Raw genomic sequence first — 14,876 nt, forward strand, 5'->3', positions numbered from 1 at the left:
GTGTATAAGAGACAGCTGGTAGAGGGGATTTTTGCGTCAGCGGGTGGTGGGCATGCGCAGGGCGTTCACCCAGAGGCGGGTGACGGTGTAGACGAGGTCTTCCATCGGGCGGGGTTTGCCGTCCAGGTGGCCTTCGCCGATGACGAAGTAGTTGAAGGCGAGGCGGCTGACCATGCCCGACAGTGCCCGCGAGGTGAGCATCGGGTCCAGGGCGGGGTCGGCTAGGCCGCGTTCTTGGAGGTTGGCGATGCTGCGGGCGTTGCGGTGGATGAAGGCGTCGGCGCGGTCCTGGCGTAGCTTGCTGAACTCGGGGTCGATATTGGCGACCTGTTCGAGCAGGCCCATCAGCTTGGCGTTGCGCTTGTAGGCCTCGAAGTAGGCCCTGTTGCTCGCCTCGACGATCGATGCGGGGTCGTCGTCGCCGGCGACATGCTGCATGCCGGGATGCAGCATGTCTTCCTGGGCGTGTTCGAGGATCGCCGCGAAGATCTCTTCCTTGCCTGCGAAATAGGTGTAGAAGGTGCCCGAGGAGCAGTTGGCTTCCTGGGTGATGTCGACCAGCCGGGTGTCGAGGTAACCGAGCCGCTCGAACACCTTGCGGCCCGCGTCGATCAGGGCCGACCGCGTCCGCAGGCCGCGCGGGGTGGCGGGCAGCTCGCGCAACAGCGAAGTGCGCGCCATCGAGGGCAGCGCGCCTTCGCCGTCGGTGTCCGCGGGTCGATCCATGCTGTATTTATAGCGCGCGGCCGGGGCCGTGGTGTCCGGCGAGTCGCTGCTCAGGGGTGGAAGACGACTCGGCCGACCGTGCTGCCGTCGCCCAGCCTGCCGAGGCCGTCGGGGACGTCGGCCAGCGAAAGGCGTTCGCTGATCAGCGGTTTCAGCTGACCTGCTGCGGCCAGCCGGGTCAGTTCGGTGTGGCAGTCGCGGATGGCCTGCTGGTTGTACTGCTTGTACAAGCCCCAGTGCAGGCCGATGATCGAGTAGTTCTTGATCAGCGCGTGGTTGAGCGCGGGCTGCGGGATGGTGCCGCCGGCGAAACCGATCACCAGGATGCGGCCCTCGAACGCGATGCACTTGGTCGACTTGGCGTAGGCGTCGCCGCCGACCGGGTCGTAGATCACGTCCGCGCCGCGCCCGCCGGTGAACTCCTTGACGATCGGCACGAAGTCCTCGGTGTGCCGGTCGATGACGAGGTCGGCGCCGAGCTTGCGGCAGTAGTCGGCCTTGTCCGGCCCGCCGACCACACCGATCACCGTCGCGCCCGCGGCCTTGCCCAGCTGCACGGCGGTGCTGCCGACGCCACCGGCCGCCGCGTGCACGAGCAGGGTCTCGCCTGCCGGCAGCTGGGTCCGGCGGTGCAGGGCGAACCAGCTCGTCTGATAGCCGATGCTCAGCGCGGCCGCCTCGGCGTCGTCGAGCGAATCCGGCGCGGGGAAGACATTCTCCGCGTCCAGCACCGCCAGTTCGGCGAACGCTCCGCCGGGCAGGGTCGTGGTGCCGACAACCCGATCGCCGATCGCGAACCCGGCGACACCGTCACCGACCGCGACCACCGAGCCACACAGCTCGACTCCCGGGGTAAACGGCAGCGGCGGCTTCACCTGATACTGCCCACGGCACAGCAGCACATCCGGGAAGTTGGCCGGTGCCGCGAGCACGCGCACCAGTACCTGCCCAGGCCCCGCGATGGGGTCCTCGATATCGTTGAGCCGCAGCACGTCCCGTGGTTCGCCGAGCTCGTATACCTGCCAAGCCTTCATGGTGTTTCTCCTCAGTCCGTCGGTTCGCCGGCGACATAGATGACCTGGCCCGACACGAACCCGGCGACCGCGGTGCCGATGCCGTGGGCCGCCCCGGTCACGATGGCTGTTGTGCGAGTCATGTCCGCTCCTGTCTAGATGCCCGCGTCATCGGCGACGTCGCAGGCGAGACGCACCACGGCGTCGATGCGTTCGATGGTCGGCGTGCCCGCCGCCGCTTTGTTCATGGGTGTGTCCTGTGCCCGGCGCAACACGCCTTCGGCGATGATCGCCAGCTTCCACAGCCCAAGGACATGCCAGTACCGCAGCGCGGCCGGGTCACGGCCGGTCAGCTCGAGGTACATCCGCGACATCTCGGCGCGGTCCGGGAACCCGTCGAGCGCGGAGGCGGGAAAGTCGCCGCCGATGAGCTCGCCCGGCTCGGCCCAGTAGGCGAGCATGCTGCCCATGTCGGCCAGCGGATCACCGAGGGTGGACAGCTCCCAGTCCAGCGCGGCCGTCACCTCACCCGTGTCGCGCGAGGTGATGACATTGCGCAGGTGGAAATCGCCGTGTACCAGGCACACCTCGTGCTGCTCGGGCACCGCGGCGGCGAGTCTGCGGGTGAGCTCGTCGATCTCGGGCAGGTCCCTTGTCTTGGAGTGCTCCCACTGCCCGCTCCACCGCTTGAGCTGCCGGGGCGCATACGGCTTGTGACTGGCCAGATCGGCCAGCCCGACAGCCGCCGGATCGACCGCGTGGATCCGGGCCAGCGTCCGCGGCAGCGATTCCGCGATCGCCCTGCGCCGCTGCGGAGTGAGCGACCGCGCGATCGACATGGTGTCGACCACCTGCCCGTCCACGAACTCCATCAGCACCAGCGGCGCCTCGACGACGGCCGGATCGGCGAGCACACCGAGAATCCGCGGCACCGGCACCTCGGTGTGCTCGAGCGCGGCGATGATCCGCGCCTCCCGCACCACATCGTGCGCCGAGGCCAGCAGCTCACCGAGCGGCGGCCTGCGCAGCACCCACCGGCGCCCGGCCGCGTCGGTGACCAGATAGGTGAGATTCGACTGCCCGAGCCCGATCCGATCGAAACGCAGCGGCCCCGCGTACTCGATGCCGAGCGTGCCGAACGACCGAGTCACCGTGTCGGGATCGACCCCGACGACAACCTCAGACACCGAGCGACGCTCCGCTCCGGAACAGCGGCGCGTCACCGAGCCGCTGCCCACCGTCGATCACCATGACCTCCCCGGTGATCCAGCTCGCCGCATCCGAGACGAGGAACGCGACGGCCGCGCCGATGTCCTCCGGCTCGCCGATCCGGTCCAGCGCGGTGGCGCCGGCGACCGACTCCTCGTGGTTCTTCCACAGCGCCTCGGCCAGTTTGGTGCGCACGACTCCCGGCGCGACCGCGTTGACCCGCACCTTCGGCGACAACTCCAGCGCCATCTGCTTGGTCAGATGGATCAGCGCCGCCTTGGACGCGTTGTACAGACCGATATTCGCTTCCAGCGTCAGCCCGCCGATGGACGCGGTATTGACGACCGCGCCGCCGTGCTCGCCCATCCAGGCCTCGGTGACCAGCGAGGTCCACAGCACCGGCGCCCACACGTTCACGTCGAAGGTCTTGGCGAACCGGGCGTGGTCCTGGCCTATCACCGGGCCGAAGGCGGGATTGGTGCCCGCGTTGTTGACCAGGATGTCGACGCTGCCGAACCGTTCCATGGTCAGCTCGACGCAGCGTCGCGCCGCGTCCTCGTCCACCGCGTGCGCGGCGACGCCGAGGACATTGCCGCTCACCTGGGCGGCGGCCGCGTCGGCGGATTCCTGGGTGCGCGAGGTCAGGACGACATTGCCGCCCGCCGCCGCGATCGACTGGGCGATCGCCAGCCCGATGCCGCGCGAGGCGCCGGTGACGATGGCGGTGCGCCCGGTCAGGTCGAGTCCGGTCATATCAGTTGCTCTCCTTGCTGCGGTACTTGCCGAGTTCCTGGCGTGCGATGGCGCGCTTGTGCACCTCGTCGGGGCCATCGGCCAGGCGCAGTGTGCGCAACTGCGCCCAGGCCATGGCGAGCGGGAAGTCGTCGGTGACGCCACCGGCGCCGTGCACCTGGATGGCCCGGTCGAGGACCTTGAGCGCGATGGTCGGCGCGGCGACCTTGATCGCGGCGATCTCGGTGCGCGCCGCCTTGTTGCCGACGGTGTCCATCAGGTGGGCCGCCTTCAGCGTGAGCAGCCGGATCATCTCGATCTCGATGCGCGACTCGGCGATCCAGTCCTGGATATTGGCGTTCTCGGCGATCGGCTTGCCGAAGGTGACCCGCGACTGCGCCCGCTTGCACATCATCTCCAGCGCGCGTTCGGCCATGCCGATGCTGCGCATGCAGTGGTGGATGCGGCCGGGTCCGAGCCGGGCCTGGCTGATCGCGAAGCCCTCGCCCTCACCCTTGAGCACGTCGGTCGCGGGCACCCGCACGTCGGCGAAGTCGATCTCGGCGTGGCCCTCGCGTTCCTGGTAGCCGAACACCGGCAGCCCGCGCAGGATCGTGACACCCGGCGCGTCGATCGGGACGACCATCATGGACTGCTGCCGGTGCGGCGCGGCCTGCGGATCGGTCTTGCCCATCACGATCAGCACCCGGCAGTTCGGGTGCAAGGCGTTGGTGGCGAACCACTTTCGCCCGTTGAGCACGTACTCGTCGCCGTCACGCACCATCGACAGTTCGACATTGGTGGCGTCGGAGCTGGCCACGCCCGGTTCGGTCATCGCGAACGCCGAGGCCATGGTGCCGTCGAGCAGCGGTTCGAGGTACTTCTTCTTGTGCTCCTCGGTGCCGAACAGCTCGAGCACCTCCATGTTCCCGGTGTCGGGGGCGTTGCAGTTGCAGGCCTCCGACGCGAGATGACTGCGGCCCATGATCTCGGCCAGCGGCGCGTATTCGAGATTGGTCAGGCCGGGGCCGCGACCGGGATGCGGATGGAAGAGGTTCCACAGGCCGCGCCGCTTGGCCTCGGCCTTGAGCTCTTCGAGGATCGGCGGCTGGAAGTGCGGGTCGCCCGCGGCGCGCATCTGCTCGTCGTAGACGGCTTCGGCCGGATAGACGTGCGAGTCCATGAAATCGAGCAGGTCGGCGCGGTATTTCTCGGCGCGATCGGACAGATCGAACAGCGACATGGGTACTCCCTGGAGTCGAGGGGTGTCAGCGGGTTTCGGCCAGCAGGACGGCCTGGTAGCGGCGCATCCCGCGCAGCCAGCGGTCGTAGTCGGCGCCCTTGTTGCGGTACATCTCCAGCACCTGCGGATGCGGCAGGATCAGGAACTGCTCGGCCGCGATGGACTCGAGCACGATCTCGGCCACCTCGGCGGGTTCGAGGACTTCACCCGCCGACACGACCGCGCGCGTGGCGGCGGCGCCGAGCGGCTCGCCCGACTCCCGCCCGGCATACAGCAGCGCGGTGTTCACGCCCATCGGGCACAGGCAGCTGACCCGAATGCCCTGGTCGCCGTAGGTGACGTTGAGCCATTCGGCGAACCCGACCGCGGCGTGCTTGCTCACCGAGTAGGTGGCCGAGCCGATCTGGGTGAGCAGACCCGCCGCCGAGGCGGTGCTCACGAAGTAACCTTCGCCGCGGTCGAGCCACTGGGGGACGAGCAGCCGCGCGGCGCGGATGTGCGCGCGCAGGTTCACCGCGAGGGAGAGATCCCAGTCGCTCTCGGTGGCGTCGAGTCCGGGCGCGCCGACCACGCCGGCGTTGGCGAAGTACAGATCGACGGGGCCGAAGTGCTGCTCCGCCAGCGCGATCAGGCCCTGGATCGCGGCGGTGTCGGCGGCATCGGCGCCCGCGCCCACCGTCGCGTCCGGGTGGTCGGCATTGATCCGCGCCGAGACGGCGAGCGCCGCCGCTTCGTCGAGGTCGGCGACGATCACGCGCGCGCCCGCCGCGGCGAGGACGGTGGCCAGTGCGGCCCCGATCCCCGCGCCGCCGCCGGTCACGATGGCCACCTTCTGTGCAACTCTCACGATGAATTCCTTCGGTCGGTGGATCCGAACTTATTAGAAGTTGACGTCAACTTCAAGTCTGATGGCCCAGCTCAGGGCTGGTCTGCCGGGGTTTGGCCGCGATGAACTGGCCTTTGGTCTCGACGAGGGACCCCGCTCTAGCCGCAGCGGGGGCGCGAAGGTCGCCGCGTCGCATGCGCCGACTGGGAGGGTCGACGTGAGGGCGCGAAGGCCGCCGCGTCGCCCGTGCCGACTGGGAGGGTCGACGAGAGGGCAGGGTCCACCCGGGCGACGTCACTGCCGGGCTCGTGCCGATACTGCCCGCGGCGGGTCGCCGGCCAGCGTGGCGATCCACGCGCGGGTGTCGGCGGGGTCGATGACGTCGTCGAGTTCGAACCCGGTCGCCGCGGTCAGTGCCTTGCCCTGCTGATAGGCCAGGGTCAGCAGCTGCTGGAACAGCGTGTCACGCTCGGCCGGATCCGCCACGGCGGCAAGCTCTGTGCGGAAGCCGAGGCGAACCGCGCCTTCCAGTCCCATCGGCCCGATCTCGCCGGTCGGCCAGGCGACGGTGAAGTTCGGCGCGCGAAAGTGCCCGGCCGCCATCGCCATCGCGCCGAGGCCGTAACCCTTGCGCAGGATGATCATGCCGAACGGCACGCTCAGCCGGGCGCCGAGCACGAACAGCTCGCTGAACCGGCGGACCGTCGCCGTCTTCTCCTCCTCCGGACCGACCATGAATCCCGGTGTGTCGCACAGGGAGACGACCGGCAGTCCGAACGACTCGCACAGACCGAGGAACTGGCCCATCTTGTCGGCGGCCTCGGCATCGATGGCGCCGCCGAGGTGATGACTGCTGTTGGCGACCAAGCCGAACGGGACGCCGTCGACCCTGACCAGCGCGGTGACGATGCCGACTCCGTAGTCGGGCCGCAGCTCCAGGATCGAGTCGACGTCGACGATCGCCTCGATCGCGCGATGGATGTCATAGGCGCGCAGGCGATTCTCCGGCACCACATGCCTGGCTAGGCGCGGATCGGGCGCTTCGTAGTCGTCGACCGGGCCCTGGAAGTAGCCGAGGTACTGCTTGGCCAGCGCCACCGCGTGCGCCTCGTCCCGGGCGACCAGGTCGACGACGCCGTAGCGCCGTAGCACGTCGATCCGCCCCAACTCCACCGGCCGCATCCCACCGAGCCCACCACCCTCGATCATCGCGGGGCCGCCCATGCCGATATTGGCGTCCGGCGTCGCGATGATCACGTCGCAGACCCCGGCCAGGGCGGCGTTCCCCGCGAAGCAGCGCCCCGAAACGATCGTCACCAGCGGCACCTGTCCGCGCAGGGCGGCGAGCGCGCGGAAGGTCGGCACGTCCAGGCCCATGCCGGTCACGTCGGTGTCGCCGGGCCTGCCGCCGCCACCCTCGGCGAACAGCACCACCGGCACCTGTTTGCGGGCGGCCAGTTCGAAGGCGCGGTCGGTCTTGGCGTGATTGTTCTTGCCCTGGGTGCCCGCGAGCACGGTGTAGTCGTAGGAGACCACCACGGCTTCGGCGGCAGCTTTGCCGAAGCGGTCGGCGCCGATGGTGGCCAGACCGGTGACGAGCCCGTCGGCGGGGGTGTTGGCGATCAGGTCCGCTTCGGTGCGCCTGCTGCGCTGGGCGGCGATGGCCAGCGCGCCGTACTCGACGAAACTGCCCGCGTCGACGAGGTCGGCGATGTTCTCCCTGGCGGTGCGCCGGCCGAGCCCGTGTCGCTTGGCGACCACCTCGGGGCGGGATTCATCCAGCGTGACGAGGTGACGTGCGCGGATCTCGTCGACATCGGCGCGGGCGCGGTCGGGATACAGGTCGGCCTGCACGCTGCCGGTGGCGTCTGCGCCGGTGCGGGTGATGATCACCAGCGGATCGCCGGGCGCGACGACCTGGCCAGGGCGCACCAGAAGCCGGATAGTCCTGACGGCATCCGGCGCGGCGAGCACGTGCTGCATTTTCATCGCCTCGAGCACGACCAGCTGCCCGCCCGCACCGACCTCGACGCCTTCGTCGACCACCTCGACCACGGTGCCCGCCAGTTGCGCACGGACCGCCTCCTGTCCCGGATACAGCTCGACGGCGGCGACCGCGACCTCGGGTTGTCCCGCCTCGGCGGCCGCGACCAGCGCGGACAGGTTCTCGCCGAGGTAGGCCGTGGTGACTATGCCGGTCTGGAATCTGCTGTCGGCGAGCACTTCTCGCAGGAAACCGATATTCGTGCGGAGACCGTCGACGGTGAATTCGGCCAGCGCGGTCCCGGCCTTGCGGGCGGCGGCGGGGAAGGAGTCCCCGCGCGTGCGGGTGATCACCTTGGCCAGCAGCGAGTCGTAGCGCGGGCTCGGGGTGAGTCCGGGGCGGCCGAAGGTGTCGACTCGCACGCCGGGACCGGTGGGCGGCGCGAAGGCGGTCAGGGTGCCCGCGGTCGGGATCGCCGATCCGTCGGCGGCCATGGTCTCCATATTGACCCTGGCTTGGATCGCGATGCCGTCGGCCTTGGCAGGCTCACCGTTGGATTGCCTTCCGTCGGAAACGATTCCGTGCGGCAGGCCGAGCTCGTCGAAGGTCGCGCCCTGGGCGATCGCCAGCTGCACCGCGACCAGGTCGACACCGGTCACCTCCTCGGTGACGGTGTGCTCAACCTGGATCCGCGGGTTGACCTCCAGGAAGACGAATTCCTCGCCGGAGACCAGGAATTCGACGGTGGCGAGTCCGCGGTAGCCGACCTGCGCGCACAGCCGGGCCGCCGCCTCGTGTAGCTCTCGGCGCAAGGCGTCCGAAAGTCCCTGGGCGGGCGCGATTTCGATCAGCTTCTGATGCCTGCGCTGCACACTGCAATCCCGATCGCCGAGCGCGAGTGCCATCGTGCCAGTGCCAGTGCCAGTGCCAGTGCCAGTGCCAGTGCCAGTGCCAGTGCCGGTGCCGGTGGTGGCGGTGGTGGCGGTGGGCGCGGCGGCGACCTGCACCTCGATATGCCGGGCGTTCTCCATCAGCGTCTCGGCGAACACAGCCGTATTGCCGAATCCGAGCTGCGCCTCCGCGGCGCACTGCCCGTAGGCGTCGTCGATCTCCGCGGCCGTCCGCACCACCCGCATGCCGCGTCCGCCGCCACCGGCCAGCGCCTTGATCATGATCGGGCCAGGCTGTGCGTCGAAGAACGCGCGGACGTCGGCGACTTCGCTCGGGCCCTCGGTCGCGGGCAGGACGGGAACATCCGCGGCGACGGCGGTGCGGCGGGCCGAGGACTTGTCGCCGAACAGGTCGAGGACAGCCGGATCGGGGCCTACGAATGTGCACGCGGCCGCGGCACATGCGCGGGCGAAGTCGGCGTTCTCGCTGAGGAATCCGTAGCCGGGATGGATGAACTCGGTACCCGATTCCTTGGCGGCGGCCAGGATCGCGGCATGATCGAGATAGGGCGCGGGCCCGGTGCCCGCCAGCCCGATCGCCTCGTCGGCCGCGTGCACATTCGGGTTGTCCGCGTCGTCCTCGGCGTAGACCGCGACGGTGCTCGCACCGAGTTCGGTAGCGGTGCGGATGATGCGCAGGGCGATCTCGCCGCGGTTGGCGATCAGCAATTTCACTGGAGGTCCTCGATGTCGTTCTCGGTCAGGGTGAACAGGTCGCCCTGGTCGAACGTGGCAGTCGCAGGCAGCGCCCGGATCTCCGTCGGCGCTATGTCCAGGTCCGGCAGGGTGACGGTGGCGGATTCGCTGGTCCCGGGCAGCGCCCGGATCTCCGTCGGTGCTGGGTCGAGGTCCGGCGGTGTGACGGTGCTGGATTCGCTGGTCATGGGCGCACATCCGTTCCGATGCGGGGTTAGCGGGTGAAGCCGATCAATCGTTCGGCGATGGCGATGTGGTCGGTGATGAACCGTTCGCGCTGGTCGTGGCCTGCTCCTGCGAGCCGGGAGGCGCCGATCAGCAGAGCGTCGGACAGGGTCTCGACGATCCGTGACAGCGGTGCGCACGGGTCGATCCCGCCGCGCGCGTCGACTCGCTCGAGAAACGCGGTGAACCGCTTACGCAGCCGGGTGCGCACCTGCGACCACTGCGCGCCGATCGCCGGATCGATCCCCGCGCGGTGCTCGATCAGCGCAACCAGCGCGCCGTTGGCGAACACCGCCTCCGCGAAAGCCCTTGTGGTGGCCCCGATTACCTCAGCCGGCTCGGTGACCTCGATATCCACCACGAGCTGGGCGTCCAGGAACCGCGCGCACACCCGCTCGGTGATCGCCCCGAACGCCTCGTCCTTTGAAGAGAAGTACGCGTAGAACGTCGCCCGGGAGACCCGCGCTCGCGTGGTGATCGTCTCCACCGAGGTCTGGTCGTACCCGAACTCCGCGAAGCACCGCCCCGCCGCATCGAGCAGTTCACCCCGCCGCGGCCCGGCACTGTCCTTGCGCGCCGACCGCGCCCGCTCCTGGGCCGCACTTGTGGTCACCGTCACAAGTGTTGTTGACGTTGACGTCAATGTCAATGCCCGATCTATGGCCCTACCTGCTCGGTTAACGCCCCGGCCCGCTACCGGGGTACAGTCGCTCCCGCGATGTAGCGATACATCACGGCCCTGTGGCGCAGTTGGTTAGCGCGCCGCCCTGTCACGGCGGAGGTCGCGGGTTCGAGTCCCGTCAGGGTCGCAAGAAATCCCCGTACCGGTTCTGGTGCGGGGATTCTGCGTTTCCGGGTCTGCGCTGAACGTTCACTCTCCCGCCGATCGGTCGCGATCGGACCGTCGGAGCGATTGGTGAATGCTCAGCGCATGCCCTATCGGCGGTGGTCGATGCTGGTGATGCGGTAACGACCAGGCGCCACTTCGGCGGTGCGCATCGTCTGCTGGATCTTCTCGATGGCGGTATCGCCTGGCCATTGCTGCTGGACGGTGACGTTCCAGAGGGTGGGGTCGGTGGAGTCGGCGCGGGTGATGTGGATGCAGTACTTGACGCCGGTCGGGAAGGTGGCAATGCCTGCGGCGAGGGCGGATTCGTCGCCGACATGCGCGTCGTCGGTGACGTAGGTGCGGGCCTTGGCGGCATCGCGGTCGACGTAGTAGCTGTATTCGAAGCCCAGGATCGCGCCTTGCGGAGTAGCGGTGTCGCCGCGTTCGGCACTGATGGTGATGGATTGGCTGCGGAAGGATTCGCACCCTGCCACCGCGTGCGCGGGCAGCGGGGGAACGGTGGTTTCTGTTGTCGGCGAACCGGATACGACCGCCTGTTTGGCCGCGACCGGTTTGTCGCCGGAGCCGAGGAAGATATTGGCCGCGAGGCCGACCGCGACGACGAAGACCAGCGCGCCGACGATCCCCTTCACCGCCGCAGCGGCTTTCGCGCGGCGGTGGGGATCGTCGTAGCGCTCGTCGTCGTAAGTCTTCCGTGGCCTGCGCGCGATCGGCCCACCGCCACCGAAGTCCTTGAGGCGCGGCAGAACCGGCATCTCGACGCGGTCGCCGCTCTGCTCGGTCGCGGTGGTGGTGGCCCAGTCGTTCCAGTCGACATCGTCACCGCGGTGCGGTGTTTCGTCGACGGGGGCCTCGTCGTTCCAGTCGTTCCAGTCGCCGGTGAACCCGTCCTCGTCGGCGGGCGTGCGGTAGATCGGCTCGGTCTGGGCGTTGTCGAGGTGGCCGGGGGCGTCGTCGTAGAGTTCCGGCTCCGGCGGCGGCCACGTCTCCGGATTGGTGCCGATGGTCTGCGGCTCGGCCTCGCGCCTGCGCCTGCGTCGCCGTTTGCCCTGCGGGCGACGGCGCGCCGGATCCTCCGGCGACGAGAAATAGGCCCCGAACGGATTGTCCATCCGGACGCCTTACGCCGTCGCCGGGACGACTCCCGGCTGCCCGTGCTTCGGCGCGGCCGACGGCTTTTCGGTCTCCTGGTCCTGCTGCGGACGCCCGGCCGGCGGAATCACCCCGCTCTGGACCGGCTGCTGTGCGGGCGCCGGAGCGGGCGTGCTGGGAGTGGTGGCCGGAGCTGGCTGCCGCGGCTGTTCCACGGCGGGCGCCTGGCTCGCCGGGGCCGGTGACGCGGGCTTGTTGTTCGCGGGTTCCGGCTTGGCGGCGGTGGGCCCGGTGCCGAGCCCGGGGACCACCCCGCCCCCGGTAACGCGGGTGGTGGACGGCGTGGTGGGCGACGGTGTCGTCGTGGCCGGGCTGGTCGCCGTGCCCTCGCTCCCGGTGACATTCGCGGCGAGGGTATCGATCCCGGTGGTCGCCAGCTCGGAGCCCTTGTCGATGCCGTGCATCGCGACCTCGGCGATCTTGTCGATCAGATGCGTGCCGAAGGTGACGCCCGCATCGATCGCCGCGGTGCCCAGCGCGACCCCACCGTCGATCAGCGCCTCCTGCAACGCGATCTGCGCCGCCGTCGCCGGATCGGTCGTCGTGGTGTCGGTGTCGATCGTGTTCGTCGACGTGCCGCCGGTGCCGAGCACATAGACGCCCGGTGCCACCTCGGTCGCGCCCTGCGGCACGGTCACCCCGTTGGTTCCGCCGAGATCGGAGGTCAGTTCCCTGGTGTTTCGGGTGTACTGGTCCATGTCGGTGCTCGCGCTCCCGACGACGCCGACCGCCTCCTGGATCGCCTCCTCCGCGAGCTCGACGATCGCGTCCAGGTTGTTGCCGTTCACCGCTGGTGCGGCGGCTTTCGCCTTGGCGCGGAAGTCGGCGATGATCGCGTCGACCTTGGCCGCCGCGGTCGCCTGCGTCGAATGTGCCTGTCCGAGCAGGGTGCTCAGTTTCTGGCCACGGTCCGCGGCCGCCGAGACCTCGGTCGCGGTCTGGCGTAACGCGGGCGTGGCAGGGGCCGCGGTCTCGGTCGACTCCAAGGCGTACAGGCCGAGCCGGTGCGGGTCTTCGGTAGCGGTGGTGGCGTTGGTCGCCGAGGTCAGCGCGGCCACCACCTCGGCGTCGGGGTCGGCGGAGGTGTTGGAGCCCAGCGATTTCCGCAGCTCCAGCAACGGCACCTCGAGCAGCGCGACCACCGGCGCGATCTTGGCTTCGGCCTCGGCCGGGGTGATCGTGCTCAGTGTGGTCTCGGTGACCAGGGATTTCGCGCGCATCACGCCACCTCGCTCTCGGTCGCCCGCAGGTCGCCCGCCAGCCCGGTATCGATCCCGGTGACGTCGGCGCCGTAGCGATTCAGAATGTCCTGATACGCGGTGACCAGATTCCCCGCGGTACTCAACGTCGACGCGTGTACCCCGGCGGCCTCCGCCCACGCCGCGGCGAATTCCCGCCCGAGCACCCCGAGCCCGGACAGATCCACCCCCGCCGCCGTACTGGTATTGGTAGCCGCTTCACCAAGTAGATCCGCGACCCGAGCTGCAGCGCGCTGATACGCGTCGAGCGCTGACGGGTCGAACGACATTTCCGCCACGATGTCTTTCCCCTTCACGATCGCGGGTGCTCGTCGGGCACTCCCGGCACGAAAAGCGTAACGAGATCGGCGCCGTTGTGGGTGGGACTGGGTCGCACCGCAGGCCGGGACCCAGGTGAGGCGGCGAGTAGGGTCGCGAGAGTCATGGGTGTCCTGCTGATCACGTTGCTCGGGTTCGCGGTGGTCGATGCGCTGGATGTGCTGCTGGTGGCTATCACTACGGCGGTGGTGGCGGACAGTCGGTTGGCGCGGCGGTCGCCGGTGGTGGGTGGGCTCAGTTTTCTCGGTGGCGTGTTCGCGGTGTCGGTGGCGTTCGGGGTCGCGACCGTGCTCGGGATCGATTTCCTGGTTCGGCTGTTCGACTTCGAGTTGACGCCGCTGCTGCGGTATTGGGGTGAGCTGCTGATCGGTGTGGTGCTGCTCGTGGTTGCGGCGTTGCCGATGGATACGACGATGCGTGGTGGCGGGCGCTGGGTGCAGCCGGTGCGCAGGTATCCGTGGCTGATGGGGGTCGTCGGGGTCACGCTCGGGCTGGCGAAGGTGCCGACCTCGGTGCCGTATCTGGCGGCGCTGGCGATGTTGTCGGCGCAGCGTCCGCTGCCGGTGGCGTGGCCGCTGATCGTGGCCGGATATTGCGCGATAGCCCTGCTCCTGCCACTGGTGGTGCTCGCCCTGGCCCTGCGCAAGACGCCGCGCGCCCGCCGGGTATACCGCCTGCTGGTGCGGTGGATCACCCGCTTCGGGCCGCCGGTGGTTCGGGTGCTTTTCGTGGTGTTCGGCGTGGTCCTGGTGGTCGACGCGCTGGTCCACGCACGCCAGCTGTGGTGAGGGACCTGTACGGCCGCTCAGGTTGGCGTCAGGTCGATCGAGTACCGTCATAACGAATCGATGACATGCCCTCGCGCCCGCTGGCTGGGACGCGAGGCGCTACCAGGTGAGCAGGGAGGGCGACCCTTGAGGGTTACCGTTGTTGTGCCGACCTACAACGAGCGGGAAAATCTGCCGGTGGCGGTGGAGCGGCTGACGGCGCTGCCGGTCTCCGATCTGCACGTGCTGGTGGTGGACGACAACTCACCCGACGGCACGGGCGAGGTGGCCGACAAGCTGGCCGCCGAGCTGCCGAACGTGGTGAGCGTGCTGCATCGCACCGAGAAGGACGGCCTCGGCCGCGCCTACATCGCGGGCATCACCCAGGCTCTCGACGAGGGCGCCGACGTGGTGATCCAGATGGATGCCGACCTGTCGCACCCCGCCGAGGTCATCCCGGCCATGCTGGAGAAGCTGAGCTCCGCCGATACCGGCGTCGTGCTCGGTTCCCGGTACGTGCCCGGCGGCTCGACCGCGGCGGAGTGGAAGTGGTACCGCAAGGCGCTGTCGGCCTGGGCCAACTTCTACGTGAACCTGATCCTGCGCCTCGGCGTGAAGGACGCGACCGCCGGCTTCAAGGCATGGAAGGCCGACACCCTGCGCGCGATCGACGTGGCGTCGATCCGCAGCAACGGCTACTCCTTCCAGGTCGAGATGAACTACCGCGCGATCAAGAAGGGTTACACGATCGCCGAGGTGCCGATCCGGTTCGAGGAGCGCACCCTCGGCGCGTCGAAGATGAGCCTGAAGGTGCAGCTGGAGTCGGCGCTGATGCCGTGGAAGCTGCTGTTCGGTCGCTCGGTGTAAGTACTGACCACACGAAGGTCCCCGCCGGGGGTCAACAGCGGGGGGCGAGGTGGGTTGGG

At 69.1% G+C, this 14,876-nt stretch carries 14 protein-coding genes and 1 tRNA gene; 3 read left to right on the forward strand and 12 right to left on the reverse strand.

Features of this window, described 5'->3' with window-relative positions; genetic code table 11:
- Positions 1–36: 36 nt before the first annotated feature.
- The 9 genes from ACFWPJ_RS09140 to ACFWPJ_RS09180 form a co-directional block, all read right to left on the reverse strand.
- The gene (locus tag ACFWPJ_RS09140) at positions 37–726 is read right to left on the reverse strand and encodes a TetR/AcrR family transcriptional regulator (protein ID WP_378849077.1); all 690 of its coding nucleotides are present in this window, start codon (positions 724–726) and stop codon (positions 37–39) included.
- A gap of 50 nt (positions 727–776) precedes the next feature.
- Positions 777–1,760 (reverse strand): NADPH:quinone oxidoreductase family protein, encoded by a 984-nt coding sequence (locus ACFWPJ_RS09145; RefSeq protein WP_378849079.1) that lies wholly within the window; start codon positions 1,758–1,760, stop codon positions 777–779.
- Between the two features lie 134 nt (positions 1,761–1,894).
- A complete protein-coding gene (locus ACFWPJ_RS09150) occupies positions 1,895–2,926 on the reverse strand; it encodes a phosphotransferase family protein (RefSeq protein ID WP_378849081.1) in 1,032 nt (343 codons plus the stop codon).
- Positions 2,919–3,701: an SDR family oxidoreductase gene (locus ACFWPJ_RS09155; protein ID WP_378849083.1), complete on the reverse strand. Its 783-nt coding sequence runs from the start codon at positions 3,699–3,701 to the stop codon at positions 2,919–2,921. The genes ACFWPJ_RS09150 and ACFWPJ_RS09155 overlap by 8 nt, the downstream gene beginning before the upstream one ends.
- A 1-nt stretch (position 3,702) precedes the next feature.
- Entirely contained in the window at positions 3,703–4,923 is a 1,221-nt protein-coding gene (locus tag ACFWPJ_RS09160; RefSeq protein WP_378849085.1) for an acyl-CoA dehydrogenase family protein, read from the reverse strand.
- Between the two features lie 25 nt (positions 4,924–4,948).
- On the reverse strand, positions 4,949–5,770 hold the full coding sequence (locus ACFWPJ_RS09165; RefSeq protein ID WP_378849087.1) for an SDR family oxidoreductase: 822 nt from the start codon (positions 5,768–5,770) through the stop codon (positions 4,949–4,951).
- A 273-nt stretch (positions 5,771–6,043) separates the two neighbouring features.
- Positions 6,044–9,358: a carboxyl transferase domain-containing protein gene (locus tag ACFWPJ_RS09170; protein ID WP_378849089.1), complete on the reverse strand. Its 3,315-nt coding sequence runs from the start codon at positions 9,356–9,358 to the stop codon at positions 6,044–6,046.
- Complete coding sequence (locus ACFWPJ_RS09175; protein WP_378849091.1) at positions 9,355–9,567, reverse strand: hypothetical protein; 213 nt, start codon at positions 9,565–9,567, stop codon at positions 9,355–9,357. Before ACFWPJ_RS09175 ends, ACFWPJ_RS09170 begins: the two co-directional genes overlap by 4 nt.
- 26 nt (positions 9,568–9,593) lie before the next feature.
- A complete protein-coding gene (locus ACFWPJ_RS09180; RefSeq protein WP_378849093.1) occupies positions 9,594–10,223 on the reverse strand; it encodes a TetR/AcrR family transcriptional regulator in 630 nt (209 codons plus the stop codon).
- 116 nt (positions 10,224–10,339) lie between these two features.
- Here ACFWPJ_RS09180 and ACFWPJ_RS09185 point away from each other — a divergent pair.
- Positions 10,340–10,413, forward strand: a tRNA-Asp gene (locus tag ACFWPJ_RS09185).
- 127 nt (positions 10,414–10,540) lie between these two features.
- Here the strand turns inward: ACFWPJ_RS09185 and ACFWPJ_RS09190 are convergent.
- From ACFWPJ_RS09190 to ACFWPJ_RS09200, 3 genes are read right to left on the reverse strand one after another with little or no spacing between them, the layout of a single operon-like run.
- The gene (locus tag ACFWPJ_RS09190) at positions 10,541–11,566 is read right to left on the reverse strand and encodes a hypothetical protein (RefSeq protein WP_378849094.1); all 1,026 of its coding nucleotides are present in this window, start codon (positions 11,564–11,566) and stop codon (positions 10,541–10,543) included.
- A gap of 9 nt (positions 11,567–11,575) precedes the next feature.
- Positions 11,576–12,826 (reverse strand): hypothetical protein, encoded by a 1,251-nt coding sequence (locus tag ACFWPJ_RS09195; protein WP_378849095.1) that lies wholly within the window; start codon positions 12,824–12,826, stop codon positions 11,576–11,578.
- Positions 12,826–13,134 (reverse strand): hypothetical protein, encoded by a 309-nt coding sequence (locus tag ACFWPJ_RS09200; RefSeq protein WP_189030128.1) that lies wholly within the window; start codon positions 13,132–13,134, stop codon positions 12,826–12,828. The genes ACFWPJ_RS09195 and ACFWPJ_RS09200 overlap by 1 nt, the downstream gene beginning before the upstream one ends.
- A 153-nt stretch (positions 13,135–13,287) precedes the next feature.
- Here ACFWPJ_RS09200 and ACFWPJ_RS09205 point away from each other — a divergent pair, with 153 nt between their 5' ends.
- Complete coding sequence (locus ACFWPJ_RS09205) at positions 13,288–13,971, forward strand: GAP family protein (protein ID WP_378849096.1); 684 nt, start codon at positions 13,288–13,290, stop codon at positions 13,969–13,971.
- A gap of 84 nt (positions 13,972–14,055) precedes the next feature.
- A complete protein-coding gene (locus ACFWPJ_RS09210) occupies positions 14,056–14,817 on the forward strand; it encodes a polyprenol monophosphomannose synthase (protein ID WP_378849098.1) in 762 nt (253 codons plus the stop codon).
- The last annotated feature ends 59 nt before the right edge of the window (positions 14,818–14,876 follow it).

This window comes from Nocardia sp. NPDC058497 (assembly GCF_042720195.1).
In the GTDB taxonomy this organism is placed as follows: domain Bacteria; phylum Actinomycetota; class Actinomycetes; order Mycobacteriales; family Mycobacteriaceae; genus Nocardia.